The following is an 18757-nucleotide window of genomic DNA, read 5'->3' as shown; positions in this document are numbered from 1 at the left end:
CATGACCCACGACCACGGCCACGACGGCGGGCACGACGCCGCCGACTTCGCGGGGACCGACGTCGTCCTGCGCGAGGGCGACACGACGCCCGAGAAGTTCGAGAACCCCGGCTTCGGCCCGCACCGTCCCCGCAAGGGCGACGTCGACCCGGCCGCCAACAAGAAGGCGGAGCGCCAGGTCGTCGCGCTCTTCGCGATCTCGATCCTCGGCGCCGTCGGCTTCATCGTGGCGTACTTCGCGATCCGCCCCGAGGGCACCGTCGAGTCGATCCGCGCGTCGAACCTCGCACTCGGCGTCGGCCTCGCGCTGGCCCTGCTCGGCATCGGCCTCGCGGCCGTCCACTGGGCCAAGACGCTCATGAACGACCACGAGAAGTTCGAGCACCGGCACGCCCAGCGCAGCACCCCGACGGTGCGCGCGGAAGCGGTGCAGACGCTCAAGGACGGCGTCGAGGACTCGGCCATCGGCCGCCGCGGCCTGCTCAAGGGCGCGCTGGTGTCGTCGCTCGCCCTGTTCCCGCTCACGCTCGTCCTGCCGCTGATCGGCGAGGTCGGCGAGGACTGGAACATCAGCAAGTTCAAGCGGACGCTCTGGTCGCGGGGCAAGAAGCTCACGATCGACCCGACGGGACGCCCCATCAAGGCCGCCGACGTGACGATCGGCTCGGTGGTGCACGTCATCCCCGAGGGCCTCGAGGACTCGCTCGCGCCGCTCGACGAGAAGGCCAAGGCGGTCGTCCTGATCGTCCGCCTCGACCCGCGCGACATCGTCTCCGAGCAGGGCGTCGGCTGGTCGTACGACGGCATCGTCGCCTTCTCCAAGATCTGCACGCACGTGGGCTGCCCCGTGGCCCTCTACGAGCAGCAGACCCACCATCTGCTGTGCCCGTGCCACCAGAGCACGTTCGACGTGGCCGACGGCGCGAAGGTCGTCTTCGGTCCCGCCTCGCGGCCGCTGCCCCAGCTGCCGATCACCGTCGACGACGAGGGCTACCTGGTCGCGCAGAGCGACTTCCACGAGCCCGTCGGTCCGAGCTTCTGGGAGCGTCTGCGATGAGCACCACGACCACCGCGCCCTCGCGCGGCGCACGCGCCGCCGCGGGGACCGCGGACTACCTCGACCAGCGCACCGGCATCGGTACCGCGGTCAAGGAGTTCGCGCGGAAGATCTTCCCCGACCACTGGTCCTTCCTGCTGGGCGAGATCGCGCTGTACAGCTTCATCACGCTGCTCATCTCGGGCGTGTTCCTGACGATGTTCTTCGTCCCGAGCATGAACGAGGTGCACTACGAGGGCCCCTGGCCCGAGCTGCACGGCGCGGAGATGTCGGAGGCGTTCGCCTCGACGCTGCGCCTGTCGTTCGAGGTCAGCGGCGGCCTGCTCATGCGGCAGATCCACCACTGGGCCGCGCTGATCTTCGTCGCGGCGATCGTCACGCACATGATGCGCGTGTTCTTCACCGGCGCCTTCCGCAAGCCGCGCGAGGTCAACTGGGTCGTCGGCTTCGTCCTGCTGATCCTCAGCCTCGCAGCCGGCTTCTCCGGCTACTCGCTCCCGGACGACGTGCTGTCGGGCAACGGCCTGCGCATCACCGACGGCGTGGTGCGCTCGATCCCGATCGTCGGCAGCTACCTGTCGTACTTCCTCTTCGGCGGCGAGTTCCCCGGGCACGACGTGATCCCGCGCCTGTTCACGGTGCACATCCTGCTCGTGCCCGGCCTCATCCTGGCGCTGATCGCCCTGCACCTGTTCCTCGTCGTGCTGCACAAGCACACGCAGTACCCGGGGTCGGGCCGCACCAACGCGAACGTCGTCGGCTACCCGCTCTTCCCGATCTACGTCGCGAAGGCCGGCGGCTACTTCTTCATCGTCTTCGGGATCATCGCGCTCATGGGCGCGACGATGTCCATCAACCCGGTGTGGAACTACGGGCCGTACGACCCCTCCCCCGTGTCGGCCGGCGCCCAGCCGGACTGGTACATGCTGTTCCTCGAGGGCTCGCTGCGCCTCATGCCCGGCGCGGGCACCGAGATCGTCATCGGCGGGGAGAACGGCTTCACGCTGTCGCTCAACGTGCTGATCCCCGCGGTCGTGATCCCGGGCATCCTGTTCATGGCGCTCGCCCTGTACCCGTTCATCGAGGCGGCCGTCACGGGCGACAAGCGCGAGCACCACGTGCTCGACCGCCCGCGCAACCGCCCGTTCCGCACGGCGTTCGGCGTCTCGGTCCTGACCGCGTTCTTCGTCCTGGTGCTGGCGGGGTCCAACGACCTCATCGCCACCCACTTCCAGCTGTCGATCAACGACATCACGTGGGTCTTCCGGATCCTGTTCTTCGTCGGTCCGTGGGCCGCCTTCGTCATCACGAAGCGGATCTGCCTCGCGCTGCAGCGCAAGGACCGGGAGCTGGTGCTGCACGGCCACGAGACGGGCCAGATCGTCCGCTTCGCGTCCGGCGAGTACATCGAGGTCCACAAGCCCCTCGACGAGCACGAGCGCTGGCTGCGCGTGCAGCACGACGCGCACCGTCCGCTCGAGATCGAGCCGGCCGAGGACTCGCGGGGCGTGCGCCGCAAGGGCTACCGCCGCGACAAGCTGCGTCAGCGCATCTCGCGGATCTTCTACGAGGACCGCGTCGAGCCGGTGACGCCGGCCGAGCTGGCCTCGGCGCACTCGCACGGTGACCACGACTCGCTCGGCTCGGTGCACCAGGAGCACGCCGCGATCTCGGGCGCCGACGTCCCCGCCGGCGACCCGGCTCCCACGGGCGGGGGCTCGCGCCTCGTCGCACCCGTGGACCAGACTGTCGACGACGCGCGGAAGAAGTGACCCCGCGCGACGGTTGACGAGTGACACGCCCCTCGCGGTGTCCTCCCGCTCCGGCGGGTGGGCACCGCGTCGGCGTTCTGAGGACGCCGCAGCACGCCGTTGCGGCCCGACGCAGGAAGGCAACAGATGGCTGACTACACGCTCCCGGACCTGCCCTACGACTACGCGGCGCTCGAGCCGCACATCTCCGGCCGGATCATGGAGCTGCACCACGACAAGCACCACGCCACCTACGTCGCCGGCGCCAACACGGCCCTCGAGAAGCTCGCCGCCGCACGCGAGGCGGACGACCTCGCCGCGGTGAACCTCCACGAGAAGAACCTCGCGTTCAACCTCGGCGGGCACGTCAACCACTCCGTCTTCTGGCAGAACCTCTCCCCCGAGGGCGGCGACAAGCCGACCGGCGAGCTCGCGGCGGCGATCGACGAGTTCTTCGGCTCGTTCGAGAAGTTCCAGAAGCACTTCGCCGCCAACGCCGCGGGCATCCAGGGGTCCGGCTGGTCCGTGCTCGCGTGGGACTCCGTGGGCCAGAAGCTCGCGATCTTCCAGCTGTACGACCAGCAGAGCAACTTCCCCCTCGGTGTGGTTCCCGTCGTCATGCTCGACATGTGGGAGCACGCGTTCTACCTCGACTACGTCAACGTCAAGGCGGACTACGTCAAGGCGTGGTGGAACATCGTGAACTGGGCCGACGCGGAGCAGCGCTTCACGCGCGCGCGCACGCAGACGGCCGGGCTCATCGTCCCGACGGTCTGAGTCGACCGCAGTCGTCCGACGGCCGCGTCCCCTCCGAGGGGGCGCGGCCGTCGTCGTTCTGGGACCCGCAGGCCCTCGCCGACAGGCCGGCGACGGCAATGCCGTCACGCCCCGCGCGGGTGCCTCGACGGACGTGGCTCACCAGAGGGCGCCCGAGCTGCTCGTCGACGACCCGGGCACCCCTCGGGGACGGCAGGCACGGTGCCCGTCCCCCGCCCGCTCCCGCGCGCGTACCGGAGACGACGACGGCTCGTCACGACGAGTCGTGACGAGCCGTGCGTACGGGAGGGGCCGACGCCTCAGTGGGCGTGCTGCCCCCGCGAGAACTCGAAGACCCAGCCGACCAGGCCGATCGCGCCGAGCGCGACGGCCGGCACCATGAGCCACCAGCCGACCGCCATCGCGAGGAAGGCGACCGCGGCCGCGAGGCCGATGACGAGCGGCCACCAGCTCCACGGGCTGAACACGCCCTGGTTGCCTGCGCCCTGCTCGATCTCGCCGAGCTCGTCGTCCTCCGGGCGGGCGTCGATGCGCCGCGCGAGGAGGGCGAGGTAGCCGCCGATCATGCCCACCAGGCCGCCCACGAGCGGGATGCCGACGGTGCCGACGGGCTCACCGCCGCTCCAGAAGGCGTAGATGAGGCCGACGGGGATGAAGAACATGACCCCGTAGAGGAAGAGCCGCGCCTCGAACTTCATCGCTCGTCCTCCTGCCGCTGCTGGACGTCCTCGGGACGGTCCTCGACGACGGTGCTGGACGACTTGCTCTCCTGGCCGCTGCCGTTCGCCACCCGCTCCTCGGCGAGCTCGCGCTCACCGGCGCGGTCGGACGTCCAGTCGAGCGGGCCGGGATCGTCGGGCTGGACCTGGTCCATGGCCGCGACCTCGGGGTGGTGCAGGTCGAAGGCCGGCCGCTCCGAGCGGATGCGCGGCAGCGTCGTGAAGTTGTGCCGCGGGGGCGGGCAGCTGGTGGCCCACTCGAGGGAGCCCCCGTAGCCCCACGGGTCGTCCACGGTGACCTTGGGCGCGTGGCGCCAGGTCACGTACACGTTCCAGAGGAACGGGAGCGTCGAGGCCGCGAGGATGACCGACCCGACCGTGGACAGCTGGTTCATCCACGTGAAGCCGTCCGCCGGCGAGTAGTCGGCGTAGCGACGCGGCATCCCGACGACGCCGAGCCAGTGCTGCACGAGGAAGGTCATGTGGAAGCCGACGAACAGCAGCCAGAAGTGGGCCTTGCCGAGCCGCTCGTCGAGCATGCGCCCCGTGAACTTGGGCCACCAGAAGTAGAAGCCGGCGAACATCGCGAACACGACCGTGCCGAACACGACGTAGTGGAAGTGCGCCACCACGAAGTACGTGTCGGACAGGTGGAAGTCGAGCGCGGGGCTGGACAGGATGATGCCGGTCAGCCCGCCGAACAGGAACGTGACGAGGAACCCGATCGTCCAGAGCATCGGCGTCTCGAACGTGAGCTTGCCGCGCCACATCGTGCCGATCCAGTTGAAGAACTTCACACCGGTCGGCACGGCGATGAGCATCGTCATGAAGGAGAAGAAGGGCAGCAGCACCGAGCCCGTCACGTACATGTGGTGCGCCCACACGGTGACCGACAGCGCCGCGATCGCGATCGTCGCGTAGACGAGGCCCTTGTAGCCGAAGATCGGCTTGCGGCTGAACACCGGCAGGATCTCGGTGACGATGCCGAAGAACGGCAGCGCGATGATGTAGACCTCCGGGTGCCCGAAGAACCAGAACAGGTGCTGCCAGAGCAGCGCGCCGCCGTTCTCGGGGTTGAAGATCTGCGCACCGAGCCGGCGGTCCGCGCCGAGCGCGAAGAGCGCCGAGGCCAGGGGCGGGAACGCCATCAGCACGAGGAGCGACGTGACCAGGATGTTCCAGGTGAAGATCGGCATCCGGAACATCGTCATGCCGGGCGCGCGCATGGTGATGATCGTGGTGATGAAGTTGACGGCGCCGAGGATCGTGCCGAACCCGGTCAGTGCCAGGCCGAAGACCCACAGGTCACCGCCGAGCCCCGGCGAGTACACCGTGCTCGACAACGGGGTGTAGGCGAACCAGCCGAAGGACGCCGCGCCCTGCGGGGTGAGGAAGCCGCCCGCGGCGATCAGGCCACCGAAGAGGTACAGCCAGTACGCGAACATGTTGAGCCGCGGGAACGCCACGTCCGGGGCGCCGAGCTGCAGCGGCATGATGATGTTCGCGAAGCCCGCGAACAGCGGTGTCGCGAACAGCAGCAGCATGATCGTGCCGTGCATCGTGAACGCCTGGTTGTACTGCTCCTTGGACTGGAACAGGTCCATGCCCGGCGTGAACAGCTCGGCGCGGATGAGCAGCGCCAGGATGCCGCCGACGGCGAACCAGATGAACGACGTGATCAGGTACATGTACCCGATCGTCTTGTGGTCGGTCGACGTGACCCACCGGATGACGGTGCGGCCGAGCGACTGGCGACGCGGCGCCAGACCCGGGATCCGCTCTGCCTGGGCGACCATCAGTTCTCGTCCTCCCCTGCGACCTCGTGGAGGTCGTGCTGACGGCTGTACTCGAGGCTGAGCGCGCCGGTCTGACCCTTCTCGCGCAGCTCCTCCATGTGGGCGTCGTACTCCTCCTGGGAGACGACGGCGACGTTGAAGAGCATCGACGAGTGCTCCTCGCCGCAGAGCTCCGCGCACTTGCCGCGGTAGACGCCCTCACGCGTCGGCGTCACCTGGAACACGTTCGTGACGCCCGGAATCATGTCCATCTTGTAGAGGAACTCCGGCACCCAGAACGAGTGGTTGACGTCGCGCGCGTCGAGCGTGAACTCCACCCGCTGGTCGACGGGCAGGTAGAGCGTCACCTGCCGGTCGAGCGCCTCGGGGTCCTCCCCGACGTTGCGGGCGTGCTGCCCGGTCTCGTAGACGTCCTCGTCCAGGTAGTTGAAGTCCCAGCTCCACTGCTTGCCGACGACCTGGATGTTCACGTCCGGCTCGGCCGACGTGTCCTGCATCGCCATGGTGTCGCGGTTCGTGTAGTAGAAGAGCACGCCGACCATCACGATCGGGAGCAGCACGTACATGACTTCGAGCGGCACGTGGTAGCGCAGCTGGACGGGGAGCGTGTCGTCGTCCTTGCGCTTCCGGTAGACGGCGACGCACCAGAGGATCAGGCCCCAGGTGATGATGCCGACGATCAGCGCGGCGATCCACGAGCCGACCCACAGCGAGACGACGCGACCGGTCTGGTCGGTGACCTCCTGGTCGGAGTCGCCAGGGAGCCAGCCACGCTGGACCGTCTCGGAGCAGCCGCTGAGCACCAGCACGGTGGCCGAGGCCAGCAGGGCCGCGATCACGCGCCGGGCGCGGCGGGGGGAATCCGGATGCACGGGGGGCCTTCCACTCGCGTCCCAGCGGACCGTGGCCCCGTACGGGCGCGCGGTCATGCGGGACCTTCGTCCTCGACCCGAGCAGCCTATCGCGCTCATGGGCGGCCGCCGTGCGTCGCCATGCCTTTGGCGACGCTGTGTCAGCACCGTCACACGCGCTGAACGCACCGGGTCCGCACTACGGTGCCCCGGTGACCACGCCCGACGTCCCCGCCCAGACCGCGCTCCCCCGCGCCGTGCTCGACGTGGCCGGCCACGCGCCGCTGCGCCCGCTCGCGCGGACCGCGCTGCTCGAGGCGTTCGACCAGGGGTGGGCCGACCCGCGGCGGCTGTTCGCCGAGGCGCGCCGCGCGCGCCTCCTGCTGGACGGCGCGCGGGAGGCGGTCGCCGCCGTGGTCGGGGCGCGGACCGAGGAGGTGGACCTGCACCCCACGCACACCGCGGCGCTGCACGCGGGCGTGCGGGCGGTCGCCCGCGGCCGGCGACGGCACGGCGCGGACGTCGTCGTCGGCGCCGTCGAGCGCTCCGCCGTGCACGCCGCCGCCGCGTTCGTCGCGCAGCGCGGCCAGGGCGCCGTGACGACCGTGCCCGCCGACCGGGACGGTCGCGTGGCCGCCGACGCGCTGGCGGGCGCGGTGCGGCCGGGGACGGTGCTGGCCGCGCTGCAGCACGCGAACGGCGAGGTCGGCACGCTCCAGCCCGTGGCGGCGGCGCGCGACGCACTGCGCCGGCACGGCGTCCCGCTGCTCGTCGACGCCGGCGCGAGCCTGGGCCACGTCGACGTGGGCGACGCGTGGGACGTGCTCGCGGCCGACGCCGGCGACTGGGGCGGACCGCCGCTCGGCGTGCTCGTCACGCGCACGGGCGTGCGCCGCTCCCCCGACTGGCCCGAGGACGACGACCGCTGGTCGCCCGGCGGGGTGGCGGTCCCGCTCGCGCTGGCCGCCGCCGTCGCGCTGCAGGACGCGGTGGCGCACCGTGCGGCGGCCGACGCGCACCGCCGCGACCTGGTCGACCTCGTGCGCGCCAGGGTGGCGGCCGAGGTCCCGGACGTCGAGGTGGTCGGCGACCCCGACGCGCGCCTTCCCCACGTCGTCACCTTCTCCTGCCTCTACGTGGACGGGGAGGCGCTGGTGACGCGCCTCGACCGCGAGGGCCTCGGTGTCGGCTCCGGCTCGGCGTGCACCTCGAGCGCACTCGAGCCGAGCCACGTGCTCGCCGCCATGGGTGTGCTCACGCACGGCAACGTGCGGCTCACGCTCCCCGTCGACGTGCGCAGGGTCGACGTCGAACGGCTGTGCGACGTGCTGCCCGGCGTCGTCGCGGAGGTCCGTGCCGCTGCGGGCGCGGTGGGTCTGTGAGCGGCGGGCCGGTGAGCGGCGGGTACGAGGTGGACGCGCGTGGTCTGCGCTGCCCGGCGCCGGTGCTGCGCGCCGCGGTCGCGGCTCGCGCCCTGCCCCCGGGCGCCGTGCTGCGCGTGCTCGCCACCGACCCGGCGGCGTCGGTCGACCTGCCCGCGTGGGCGCGCATGCGCGGCCACACGGTGACGGCGAACGAACGGTCGGACGACGTCGTCGTCGTCACCGTGCGCCTCGGTGGGTGACCGGCGCCGGGCCGCCCCGCCGTGACGGACCGTGCGCGCCGCCCCGGACGCACGCGGGCCCGCGACCGGATTCCGGTCGCGGGCCCGCGTGGTGGTGCGCAGCGGTCAGGCGAACGACCCGCCGCAGGCGCAGGAGCTGCCCGCGTTCGGGTTGTCGATCGTGAAGCCCTGCTTCTCGATCGTGTCGGCGAAGTCGATCGTCGCGCCGTCGAGGTAGGGCACGCTCATGCGGTCCACGACGACCTCGACGCCGTCGTAGTCCCTCGTCGCGTCGCCGTCGAGCAGGCGCTCGTCGAAGTAGAGCTGGTAGATCAGGCCGGAGCACCCGCCGGGCTGCACAGCCACGCGCAGGCGCAGGTCGTCGCGGCCCTCCTGCTCGAGCAGGGCGCGGACCTTGCCGGCCGCCACCTCCGTGAGCTGGACGCCGTGTGTCGCGGTCTGCGTGGTCTCGCTCATGTCACTCCCGGTTCAGCCAGAGACGGTCCTCGACGGTCGCAACACCGTCGACCGGGCCGTTGTTCCCGCCCAGGGTACGCCCGCGGCGGCACGCCGCCGGCGACCTGTGTCACACCGCACGGGTGACCTCAGCCGGGCGACCACGTGCGCGCGACACGCGTGGCGCGGGCAGCCAGCGAGCCCGCCGGGTCGGCCAGCGCGGCCGCCACCTGGTCGGGACGCTCGGCGACGGCGTACGCGGCCGCGACCCCCGCCGCCGACAGCTCGCGGCGCCCGACGAGCACCTCCCCCGCGACGACCACGGTCGGCACCGCGAGGGGCAGCGCACGGGCCGCGACCTCCGCCACCACCTTCCCGTGCAGCGACTGCCAGTCGGTGCGGCCCTCCCCCGTCACGACGAGGTCGTGCGCGGCGATCCGCGCCGCCAGCCCCACCGCGTCGGCGACGAGCGCCGCACCCGGCAGCAGCCGCGCACCGAGCAGGGCGAGCGCGAAGCCCGCGCCGCCCGCCGCGCCGGCGCCGGGCAGGCTCGTCCACCGGTGCGCGCGCGCGTCGCGGCCCGCCGCCCCGCCGGCCGGCGCCAGCAGCCCCGGGCGCGCGTCCCCGGACCCGAGCACGGCCACCGCGGCGTGCGCGAACGTCCCCAGTGCCCGCTCGAGGTCCTGCGCCTGCTCCGGCGTCGCACCCTTCTGCGGCGCGAACCCGGCCGACGCGCCCTGCAGCCCGAGCAGCGGCACGTCGACGTCCACCGCGGCGACCAGGTCGACGTCCCGCAGGGCGTCGCGCAGGGCCGGGAGCCAGCGCAGGTCGTCGGGGCGGACCGCACCGAGCGCACCGCCGCCCGCCCGCAGGAGCGGCGCCGCACCCACCGCGGCGTCCGGTCCCAGCAGGACGTCCGCGAGCGCGAGCAGGAGGCCCGCGCCGGCGTCGTTCGTGGCCGAGCCGCCGAGGCCGACGACGACCCGCCGGGCGCCGGCGGCGAGGGCGGCGGCCACGAGCTCCCCGGCTCCGGCGCTGGTCGTGCGCGTGGGGTCGCGGTGCGCCGACGGGACCAGGTCGAGCCCCAGCGCGTGCGCGGACTCCACATAGGCGGTGCTGCCGACCCGCAGGAGCGCCGCCGGTGCCGGCACCCCGAGCGGGCCGGTGACCGTCACCGCGTCGAGCGCACCCCCGAGGCTCTCCCGGAGGGTGGCCACGAAACCGGGGCCGCCGTCGGCGAGCGGGCAGGCGGTGACGTCGTCGTGCGGCGCCCCGCGACGCCAGCCGTCGGCGAGCGCGTCGGCGGCCTGCGCCGCGGTCAGCGAGGTCCCGAAGCTGTCGGGGGCGAGGAGGACGCGCACGGGCCGATGGTGGCACGCGTCGTCGTCGCTCCCGCGCCGGGACCGCGCGCCGGACGCACGGCGGGGGGCCGCGGGGCCTGTGGGATCATGCCGCCGTGACGCTGACCACGCCGGGGACCGGCACGTTCACCGAGCCCGCGCCGTCCGCCCTGCTGCTGCTGGGGCGGGGCGCCGACCTCGCCTCCGAGCGTGGCGTCGAGTGCGCCGGCGCGCTGCCGGACCCGAGCGACCCGGCACTGGTCGAGCGGGCGCGCGCGGCCCGGGCCGCGCTCGGCGACCGGGCGTTCGTGCTCGGCCACCACTACCAGCGCGACGAGGTCATCGCGTTCGCCGACGTCACCGGCGACTCCTTCAAGCTCGCGCGCGAGGCGGCCGCCCGCCCGGACGCGGAGTTCGTCGTCTTCTGCGGCGTGCACTTCATGGCCGAGTCGGCCGACATCCTCACCACGGACGCCCAGCAGGTGGTCCTGCCCGACCTCGCCGCCGGCTGCTCGATGGCCGACATGGCCGCGATCGACCAGGTCGAGGACGCGTGGGACGTGCTGGTGGACGCCGGCGTCGCGGACGAGACGGTCCCTGTGACCTACATGAACTCCACGGCGGCCATCAAGGCCTTCACCGGCCGGCACGGCGGGACGGTGTGCACGTCGTCGAACGCACAGGTGGCGCTCCGCTGGGCGTTCGACCGCGCGGGCGGGGTCGCGGGCCGCGGCAAGGTCCTGTTCATGCCGGACCAGCACCTCGGGCGCAACACGGCGGTCCTGCAGCTGGGGCTCTCGCTCGCGGACTGCGTCGTCTACGACCCCCGCAAGCCCGGTGGCGGCGTCACGACGCAGCAGCTGCGGGACGCCCGGATGATCCTGTGGCGCGGGCACTGCTCGGTGCACGGGCGGTTCTCCGCCCGCAACGTCGCGGACGTGCGCGCGGCGGTGCCGGGCGTGACCGTCCTCGTGCACCCCGAGTGCACGCACGAGGTCGTCACCGCGGCGGACATGGTCGGCTCGACGGAGTACATCATCAAGGCGCTCGACGCCGCCGAGCCGGGCTCGTCGTGGGCGATCGGCACGGAGCTCAACCTGGTCCGCCGCCTCGCCCGGGCGCACCCGGAGCTGACGGTGCACTACCTCGACTCCACGGTCTGCTTCTGCTCGACGATGAACCGGATCGACCTGCCGCACCTCGTGTGGGCGCTCGAGGAGCTGGTGGCCGGCCGCGTGCCGAACCGCATCGTGGTCGACGCCGACGACGCGCACTGGGCGCGCGTCGCGCTCGACCAGATGCTCGCGCTGCCGGGGCACTGAGCACCGGGCGCCGGGGCCCCCGCACCCACCGGGGCGCCGTCAGGCGCGCGGCCGCACGCCGGTAGCGTCGCGGCGTGACCCGAACGCTGCAGCTCGCCCTCGCCACCTCCCGTCCGCGGCGTCCCGTCCCGGGGCGTGCGGTCCTCGACCCCTCGGTGACGCGCCTGCGCGTCCGCGCCAGCGACCTGGACCTCTACCGCCACGTCAACAACGGCGTCTACCTGCAGATGATGGACGTCGCCCGCACCCACTACCTGGCGGACCTCGGCGCGTTCGGGCTGCTCACGGAGCGCGGCTGGTACCCCGTGGTGGCGGCCTCGACGGTGACGTACCGGCGCTCGCTCACGTGGCGTCAGCAGTTCACCATCACGACGCGCGTGCTGGGCTGGGACCCGCGGGTCGTGTACCTCGAGCAGGTGTTCGCCCGCGGCGAGCAGCACGTCGCGCGCGGATGGGTCGCCGGGCGGTTCCTGTCCCGGCGGGGCGACCGGGTCCCGGCGCCGGACGTCGTCGCGCTGCTCGACCACGCACCGCCGGCGCCCCCGCACCTCCCCGACGACGTGGCCGCCTGGGCGCGGGCGGTCGACGTGGCGCACCGCTGAGCGGTGCCCCGACCGCCGCCGCCCGCGCTGCCGGCGTCCCGGGTCAGGCCCGCGGGGCGAGCGACGCCAGGAGCAGGGCCTCGGCCAGCACCACGCGCTCGAGCTCCCCCAGGTGGACGGACTCGTCGGCGCCGTGCGCGCGCGAGTCGGGGTCCTCCACACCGGTGACGAGGATCGCGGCCTCGGGGAAGACCTCGAGCAGGTCGCTGATGAACGGGATGGACCCGCCCACGCCGACGTCGACCGACGGGGTGCCCCAGGACTCGCCGAGCGCCCAGCGCGCCGCCTGCGCGGCCGGCGAGTCGCCCGCGGCCTGGAACGGCTTGCCGAGCTCGCCGTCGTGGATCGTCACGCGCGCCCCGAACGGCGCGTTCGCCCGCAGGTGCGCCGAGACCGCCGCGAGCGCGGCCGCCGGGTCCTGACCGGGCGCGAGCCGCACCGAGAGCTTCGCCGACGCCTTCGGCGTGATCGTGTTCGAGGCGCTGGCCACGCGGGGCGCGTCGATGCCGATGACGCCGATCGCGGGGCGGGTCCACAGGCGGGCGGTCAGGGGTCCCGTGCCGGCGAGGCGGACGCCCGGGAGCACCCCCGCGTCGGCACGCAGCGCGTCCTCGTCCATGTCGACGACCGGGTCGGCCGCGTGGACGAGGCCCTCGACCGCGACGTCGCCGTGGTCGTCGTGCAGCGTGGCCAGCAGGCGCGCGAGGAGCGTCGGCGCGTCGAGCACGGGTCCGCCGAACATGCCGGAGTGCACCGCGTGGTCGAGGACCTCGACGTCCACGACGAGGTCGGCGAGACCACGCAGGGACGTGGTGAGCGCGGGCACGCCCACCTGCCAGTTGGTCGAGTCGGCGACGACGATGACGTCCGCGGCCAGCAGGTCGCGGTAGGCGTGCAGGAAGTCGACGAACGTCGGCGAGCCGACCTCCTCCTCCCCCTCGACGAACACCGTGACGCCGACGGCGAGCTCGTCCGCGAGCACCCGCAGTGCCCCGACGTGGGCCATGACGCCCGCCTTGTCGTCGGCTGCGCCGCGGCCGAAGAGCCGCTCGCCGCGGAGCGTGGGCTCGAACGGGTCCGTGTGCCAGTCGGCACGGTCGCCGGGCGGCTGCACGTCGTGGTGCGCGTAGAGCAGGACCGTCGGGGCGCCGGCGGGCGCGGGGCGGCGGGCGACGACGGCGGGCGCCCCGGGCGTGCCGTCCGCGCGCGGGACGCGCAGGACCTGGACCTCCGGCACGCCGGCGTCGCGCAGCAGGTCGGCGACCGCCGTCGCCGATGCCTCGACGTGGGCCTGGTCGAACTCGGCGTTCGACACGCTCGGGATGCGCACGAGCGCCTCGAGGTCCGCGCGGACCCCGGCGAAGAGCTCGGCCGTCCGCCCGCGCAGCGAGGCGACGCGGTCGGCGGGCAGCGGGGACGAGGAGCCGGTGGGGGCAGAGGTGGACGTCACGTCCGGCCACGCTACTCGACTACCCTGGGACCGTGTTCGGACGCAAGCAGGACCCCCCGCCCGCCGCCGTCGTACCGCCGCCGCCGTCGGAGCCGTCGGCCGACGACGTCCGGCCCAGGAAGGGGCGCCCGACGCCCACCCGCAAGGAGGCCGAGGCACGCAACCGCCGTCCGCTCGTGCCCGACGACCGGCGCGGCGCGGCCCGCGCGGCCCGCGTGAAGCAGCGCGCGCAGCGCGAGCTCGAGTACCAGGCCATGCGGACGGGCGACGAGCGCCACATGCCCCTGCGCGACCGCGGCCCGGTGCGCCGGTACGTCCGCGACCACGTCGACGCACGGTGGAACCTCGGCGAGTTCTTCCTGCCCGTGGCGGCGGTGTTCCTCGTGCTGCAGATGGTCACCGCCAGCTCGGCCCCGACGCTCGCGTTCGCCGCACTCGCGATCCTGTACGTGTTCATCATCGCGGCGATCGTGGACGGCTGGCTCATGTGGCGGGGCCTGAAGAAGCGGCTCCACGCGCGGTTCGACGCCACCCAGATCCCGCGCGGCATGACGATGTACGCGGTGCTGCGCGCGTTCCAGGTGCGTCCCTCGCGCCTGCCGAAGCCGCAGGTCAAGCACGGGCAGTACCCGGCCTGACGTCGGCGCCGCTGGGAGGTCGTGCCCGGATGCATGGCGCTGAGCGGCACGCGTTGACGGGTCCCGTGCGCGTCTGACCGGCCACGGCGTGGACGCGGTCAGGCGCCGCAGGCGCGCAGGACCTGGACCGCCACGAGCACGACCAGCCCCCAGCCCAGCAGCGACCGCGGCGAGGACGCCCGGCGCTCGGGGGCGGGCACCGTGGTGGCGTGGGGCACCGGGCGCGGCTCTGCCGGCCGCCGCGACGCCGCGGCCGGCCGGCCTGCCTGGCCCCGCGAGGGCGCGTGGCCGCCCCGGCCCGCGTCCGCCTGCTGCACGCGCGGGCGCGATGCGGCAGCCGCGGTCGGCCGCGCGGTCGACCCGGCGCCGTCACGTCCGCGTCCGCCCCGCGCGTCCCCTGCACCCGCGTCCCCGCCCCGCGCGGCACCCGTCCCCGCGGGCCCGTCGGCGGGCGCGCGCCGGCGCGACGCCAGGGGCACCCAGTCACCGTCGGGGGTCAGGACGTAGGCGTCGACGACGTCGCCCGGCTCGTACGGGGCGGCCGTGCGGTGCCGCAGCGGCGTCCACCGCAGGTCGGCGGTGAGCATGTGCCCGTTCACCACGTCCCCCAGCCGGTACGGCGACCCGGCGGTCGGCGGACGGCGGACCCACTCGCCCGACGCCAGCAGCTCGTAGCCGTCCACCACCGCGCCCACCGCGTGCATCCGGACCTCCTCGTGGTCGCCCGCAGGTTAGCGGTCGGCGCGCGCCGCGGCCGCCGCCTCAGCGCCCGACGGGCCGGACGGTCCCGCCGGGCTCCACGGCGCCACCGGCACCGTGAGCCGCGGCAGCAGCGCGTGGACGAGCGGCCCGATGGCCAGCGCGTACGCGAGCGTGCCGAGCCCCAGCGTCCCGCCGAGCACCCACCCGCCCGCGACCACGACCACCTCGATCGACCCGCGGACGAGGCGCAGGGGCCACCCGGTCCGCGCGACGATGCCGGTCATGAGCCCGTCGCGCGGCCCCGGGCCGAGGCGCGCGCCCACGTACAGCGCGGTCGCAAGGGCGTTGGTGAGGACGCCGAGCGCCACGAGGCCGATCGCCGCCGGCCGCGGCAGCGGGTCGGGCAGGTGCGCGGCGAGCGCGAGGAACGGGTCCAGCAGCGCGCCGATGACCACGACGTTGGCGACCGTCCCGATCCCCGGGCGCTGCCGGAGCGGGACCCAGCACGCGAACACGACGAACGAGAGCACGACCGTGACGGTGCCGAACGACCACCCGGTGACGCGCGTGAGGCCCTGCGTGAGCACGTCCCACGGCATCGAGCCCAGCTCGGCGCGGACCAGCATGACGATCGAGGCGGCGTAGAGCACGAGGCCGCCGAGCAGCTGCACCGCGCGGCGCGGACCGGTCCGGCGCGGGACGGGTGCGTCGGTCACCACGGACGGTCTCCCGGTGGGTGGGGCCGCACGGGCGGCGGCGGACGGTGGCCGAGCCCGTCGTCCCGCACGGCGCGCACGAGCGCGACGGCGAGGGCGACGGCCCCGAGAAGGACGAGAAGGACGAGAAGCACGCCGAGCAGGTCCATGAAACGGAGCCTGGCCGACGAGTGGCCTTGTCCTCCATAGCCACTTCCAGGATAGTGGCACGCATGACCGCGATGTCGCCGATCGACCGCCGCGTGAACGGGCCGCGCCTGCAGGCTCTGCTCGGGCGCTGGGAGCACGGGGGTCCCGCGTACCAGTCGCTGGCCGACGGCGTCCGGGGTCTCGTGCGCACCGGGGCCCTGCCGCTCGGCACCCGGCTCCCGGGCGAGCGCGAGGTCGCGGACTCGCTCGGGGTGTCGCGCACCACCGTGACCGCCGCCTACGACCTGCTGCGCGACGAGGGGTTCCTCCTGAGCCGCCGCGGGTCGGGCACGGTCACGACGCTGCCCGCCGGCGCGGGCGACCGGGCACCCGCCACGCTGGGGACGGTCGAGACCGGCCTCGTCGACCTGTCGGCCGCCGCCCCCACCGCTCCCCCGCAGCTCGCCGACGCGTGCGCCGCGGCGCTCGACCAGCTCCCCCGGCACCTCGGCGACACCGGCTACGTCCCGCTCGGGCTGCCCGCGCTCCGCCAGGCGATCGCCGACCGGTACACGGCGCGCGGGGTGCCGACCGGCCCCGAGCAGGTGCTCGTCACCACGGGTGCTCAGCAGGCGATCCACCTCCTCATGGTGACCCTCGCCGGCCCGGGCGACCGCGTCGTGGTGGAGCACCCGACGTACCCGCACGCGATCGACGCCGCCCGGGGTGCCGGCGCGCGCCCCGTCCCGGTGCCGGTCACCGCCACCGGGCTGGACGTCGAGCTGCTCGCGTCGACCGTGCGCCAGACGTCGCCGCGGCTCGTCTACCTCGTGCCCGACCACCACAACCCCACGGGCACGAGCCTCGACACCGACGCCCGCGCCCGCGTGCGGGACCTCGCCCGGCGCACCCGCACGGTCGTCGTGGGCGACGAGACCCTGACCGACCTCACCCTCGACGGCCCCCCGCCGCCCCCGTTCGCGGGCGACGGCGCCGACGACCTCGTCGTGTGCGTGGGGTCGGCGTCGAAGTCGTTCTGGGGCGGTCTGCGCGTCGGCTGGGTCCGCGCGCACCCCGACCTGGTCGGCCGGCTCGCGCAGCGACGCGCGCACGTGGACATCGGGTCGTCCGTGCTCGACCAGCTCGTCACCACCGAGCTCCTCGCGCACGCGGACGCCGTGCTCGGTGCGCGCATCGTGACCCTGCGCCACCAGCGCACCGTGCTGCTCGACGCGCTGGCCGACGCGCTGCCCTCCTGGCGCGTGCCCGTGCCCGGGGGCGGGCTCTCGACGTGGGTGGACCTCGGGGCGCCCGTGTCCTCGGCCCTCGCCGCCGTCGCGTACGGGCACGGCGTGCGGATCGTGCCCGGCACCGCGTTCGGCGTCGACGGCACGTTCGAGGACCGCCTGCGCGTGCCGTTCTCGCAGCCCGTGGACGTGCTGCGCCGGGCTGTCGACGGCCTCGCCGCCGCGTGGGCCGTGCTCGACCCGACCACGGTGCCGGCGACCGGCCGCGCCGCGCCGGCCCTGGTCTGAGCGGCGCGGCGTCCCACCGGTGCCGAGGGGCGCCGGGGTGCTCAGGGCGCCGGCAGCTCGACCGGTGCGCCCTGGGGCATCCCGTCGTGCTCGAGGGACGCCGTCCGCACCCCCTGCGCGGCCAGGCCGCGCCAGTGCTCGCCGAGCCACTGCTCGGCCTCGAAGCGGGCGAGGAAGACGGGGCTCGCCGGGCGGTCCACCGCCGTGCCGGAGGCGTCGACGAGGGCCCAGCACCAGCGCGGCCGCAGGTTCACCGGCGCACCTCCCGCCGGCCGGCGGCGTCGGCGGCCAGCGCGCGCGTGATCCGGGCGGCATAGGCCGGGCCCTCGTAGACCAGGCCCGTGTAGCCCTGCACCAGCGTGGCACCCACGGCCAGGTACTCCCGCGCGTCGGCCGGCGTGGTGACCCCTCCGACCCCGATCAGGACCGCCTCGTCGCCGAGCCGCGTGCGCAGGCGGGCGACGACGTCGAGCCCGCGTTCGAGCACGGGCGGCCCCGAGAGCCCGCCGGGGCCGAGGTCGTGCGCGATCGTGGTGTTGACCGCGACGACGCCGTCCAGCCCGAGCTCCGCGACCAGCTCCGCGACGGCGTCCACGTCGTCGTCGGACAGGTCCGGCGCGATCTTCACCAGGACGGGCACGGGGGCCCGGCCGGCCCGGGTCGTGGCCTCGTCGGCCGCGACGCGCGTCGCCTCGAGCACCGGACGCAGCGCCTCGACCGCCTGGAGGTCACGCAGGCCGGGCGTGTTCGGGGAGGAGACGTTGACGACCAGGTAGTCCGCGTACGGCGCGAGCCGGCCGGCGCTCGTGGCGTAGTCGGCTGCCGCCTGCTCGGCCGGCGTCGCCTTCGTCTTCCCGATGTTGACGCCCACCACGAGGTCGCGGCCGCGGGGCGTCGCCCGGAGGCGGCGCAGCCGGGCGGCGACCGCCGCGGAGCCCTCGTTGTTGAACCCCATCCGGTTGCGCAGCGCGCGGCGGTCGAGCACGCGCCACAGCCGCGGCGGCTCGTTGCCCGGCTGCGGCTGCGCCGTCACGGTGCCGACCTCGACGAAGCCGAACCCGAGCATCGTGAGCCCACGCACGCCGTGGGCGTCCTTGTCGAACCCGGCGGCCAGGCCGAAGCGGGAGGGGAACCGGCGGCCCCACACCTCGACCGCACCGGCGGCGGGCGGCGCGAACAGCGCGGCGACCACGCGGGACAGCCCGGGGACGGCCGCCACCGCGCGGATCAGCCCGAACGCGAGGCGGTGGGCCTGCTCGGGGTCCAGGCGCCGCAGGACGAGGTCGAAGAGCAGGCGGTACACGCGACCCAAC

General features: G+C 74.2%; 20 protein-coding genes. 9 read left to right on the top strand and 11 right to left on the bottom strand.

Annotated elements, in window-relative coordinates:
* Window position 1: 1 nt before the first annotated feature.
* The 3 genes from qcrA to E5225_RS07355 all read left to right on the top strand — a co-directional run bounded on the left by qcrA (window position 2) and on the right by E5225_RS07355 (window position 3585).
* On the top strand, window positions 2–1057 hold the full coding sequence (gene qcrA, locus E5225_RS07365; RefSeq protein WP_135974850.1) for a cytochrome bc1 complex Rieske iron-sulfur subunit: 1056 nt from the start codon (window positions 2–4) through the stop codon (window positions 1055–1057).
* A complete protein-coding gene (gene qcrB / locus E5225_RS07360) occupies window positions 1054–2829 on the top strand; it encodes a cytochrome bc1 complex cytochrome b subunit (protein WP_135974834.1) in 1776 nt (591 codons plus the stop codon). The genes qcrA and qcrB overlap by 4 nt, the downstream gene beginning before the upstream one ends.
* Before the next feature lie 126 nt (window positions 2830–2955).
* Entirely contained in the window at window positions 2956–3585 is a 630-nt protein-coding gene (locus E5225_RS07355; protein ID WP_135974837.1) for a superoxide dismutase, read from the top strand.
* 299 nt (window positions 3586–3884) lie between these two features.
* On the opposite strand, the gene E5225_RS07350 is transcribed toward E5225_RS07355, so the two are convergent.
* Genes E5225_RS07350 through ctaC form a run of 3 tightly spaced genes read right to left on the bottom strand, consistent with a single transcriptional unit; the run spans window position 3885 to window position 6972 of the window.
* A complete protein-coding gene (locus E5225_RS07350; RefSeq protein WP_135974839.1) occupies window positions 3885–4283 on the bottom strand; it encodes a cytochrome c oxidase subunit 4 in 399 nt (132 codons plus the stop codon).
* On the bottom strand, window positions 4280–6100 hold the full coding sequence (gene ctaD / locus E5225_RS07345; RefSeq protein WP_135974841.1) for an aa3-type cytochrome oxidase subunit I: 1821 nt from the start codon (window positions 6098–6100) through the stop codon (window positions 4280–4282). The genes E5225_RS07350 and ctaD overlap by 4 nt, the downstream gene beginning before the upstream one ends.
* Window positions 6100–6972, bottom strand: coding sequence for an aa3-type cytochrome oxidase subunit II (ctaC, locus tag E5225_RS07340; protein WP_135974843.1), 873 nt, complete (start codon window positions 6970–6972; stop codon window positions 6100–6102). The genes ctaD and ctaC overlap by 1 nt, the downstream gene beginning before the upstream one ends.
* Window positions 6973–7163: 191 nt before the next feature.
* Between ctaC and E5225_RS07335 the strand changes: the two genes are divergently transcribed.
* Together E5225_RS07335 and E5225_RS07330 are read left to right on the top strand one after the other, a co-directional pair.
* Window positions 7164–8333, top strand: a complete 1170-nt coding sequence (locus E5225_RS07335; protein WP_243738372.1) for a cysteine desulfurase family protein — start codon at window positions 7164–7166, stop codon at window positions 8331–8333.
* Window positions 8330–8575 (top strand): sulfurtransferase TusA family protein, encoded by a 246-nt coding sequence (locus E5225_RS07330; protein ID WP_243738373.1) that lies wholly within the window; start codon window positions 8330–8332, stop codon window positions 8573–8575. The genes E5225_RS07335 and E5225_RS07330 overlap by 4 nt, the downstream gene beginning before the upstream one ends.
* Window positions 8576–8680: 105 nt before the next feature.
* Here the strand turns inward: E5225_RS07330 and erpA are convergent, their stop codons facing one another.
* A complete protein-coding gene (erpA, locus tag E5225_RS07325) occupies window positions 8681–9031 on the bottom strand; it encodes an iron-sulfur cluster insertion protein ErpA (RefSeq protein ID WP_135974847.1) in 351 nt (116 codons plus the stop codon).
* Window positions 9032–9159: 128 nt separating this feature from the next.
* Complete coding sequence (locus E5225_RS07320) at window positions 9160–10371, bottom strand: glycerate kinase family protein (RefSeq protein WP_136225380.1); 1212 nt, start codon at window positions 10369–10371, stop codon at window positions 9160–9162.
* Between the two features lie 95 nt (window positions 10372–10466).
* On the opposite strand from E5225_RS07320, the gene nadA reads away from it, so the two are divergent.
* Both nadA and E5225_RS07310 read left to right on the top strand, forming a co-directional pair.
* Window positions 10467–11672, top strand: a complete 1206-nt coding sequence (gene nadA / locus E5225_RS07315; protein ID WP_135975488.1) for a quinolinate synthase NadA — start codon at window positions 10467–10469, stop codon at window positions 11670–11672.
* A gap of 74 nt (window positions 11673–11746) precedes the next feature.
* Window positions 11747–12274 (top strand): acyl-CoA thioesterase, encoded by a 528-nt coding sequence (locus E5225_RS07310; protein ID WP_135975486.1) that lies wholly within the window; start codon window positions 11747–11749, stop codon window positions 12272–12274.
* 43 nt (window positions 12275–12317) lie between these two features.
* On the opposite strand, the gene E5225_RS07305 is transcribed toward E5225_RS07310, so the two are convergent.
* Window positions 12318–13724 (bottom strand): dipeptidase, encoded by a 1407-nt coding sequence (locus tag E5225_RS07305; protein ID WP_243738417.1) that lies wholly within the window; start codon window positions 13722–13724, stop codon window positions 12318–12320.
* A 32-nt stretch (window positions 13725–13756) separates the two neighbouring features.
* On the opposite strand from E5225_RS07305, the gene E5225_RS07300 reads away from it, so the two are divergent.
* Window positions 13757–14362 (top strand): DUF3043 domain-containing protein, encoded by a 606-nt coding sequence (locus E5225_RS07300; protein WP_135975484.1) that lies wholly within the window; start codon window positions 13757–13759, stop codon window positions 14360–14362.
* 98 nt (window positions 14363–14460) lie between these two features.
* On the opposite strand, the gene E5225_RS07295 is transcribed toward E5225_RS07300, so the two are convergent.
* From E5225_RS07295 to E5225_RS17495, 3 genes are read right to left on the bottom strand one after another with little or no spacing between them, the layout of a single operon-like run.
* Window positions 14461–15066: a hypothetical protein gene (locus E5225_RS07295; RefSeq protein ID WP_136225378.1), complete on the bottom strand. Its 606-nt coding sequence runs from the start codon at window positions 15064–15066 to the stop codon at window positions 14461–14463.
* Window positions 15067–15093: 27 nt separating this feature from the next.
* Window positions 15094–15780 (bottom strand): membrane protein YczE, encoded by a 687-nt coding sequence (gene yczE / locus E5225_RS07290; RefSeq protein WP_135973111.1) that lies wholly within the window; start codon window positions 15778–15780, stop codon window positions 15094–15096.
* A complete protein-coding gene (locus E5225_RS17495; RefSeq protein ID WP_166435934.1) occupies window positions 15777–15929 on the bottom strand; it encodes a hypothetical protein in 153 nt (50 codons plus the stop codon). Before E5225_RS17495 ends, yczE begins: the two co-directional genes overlap by 4 nt.
* Before the next feature lie 63 nt (window positions 15930–15992).
* Between E5225_RS17495 and yczR the strand changes: the two genes are divergently transcribed.
* A complete protein-coding gene (gene yczR, locus E5225_RS07285) occupies window positions 15993–17444 on the top strand; it encodes a MocR-like transcription factor YczR (RefSeq protein ID WP_208012508.1) in 1452 nt (483 codons plus the stop codon).
* Window positions 17445–17485: 41 nt separating this feature from the next.
* Here the strand turns inward: yczR and E5225_RS07280 are convergent, their stop codons facing one another.
* On the bottom strand, window positions 17486–17698 hold the full coding sequence (locus E5225_RS07280) for a hypothetical protein (protein WP_135973110.1): 213 nt from the start codon (window positions 17696–17698) through the stop codon (window positions 17486–17488).
* On the bottom strand, window positions 17695–18747 hold the full coding sequence (locus tag E5225_RS07275; protein ID WP_135973109.1) for a quinone-dependent dihydroorotate dehydrogenase: 1053 nt from the start codon (window positions 18745–18747) through the stop codon (window positions 17695–17697). The genes E5225_RS07280 and E5225_RS07275 overlap by 4 nt, the downstream gene beginning before the upstream one ends.
* Window positions 18748–18757 lie beyond the last annotated feature (10 nt).

Source organism: Cellulomonas shaoxiangyii, assembly GCF_004798685.1.
GTDB lineage: Bacteria > Actinomycetota > Actinomycetes > Actinomycetales > Cellulomonadaceae > Cellulomonas > Cellulomonas shaoxiangyii.
This window is presented reverse-complemented; position numbering and strand designations above follow the sequence as displayed.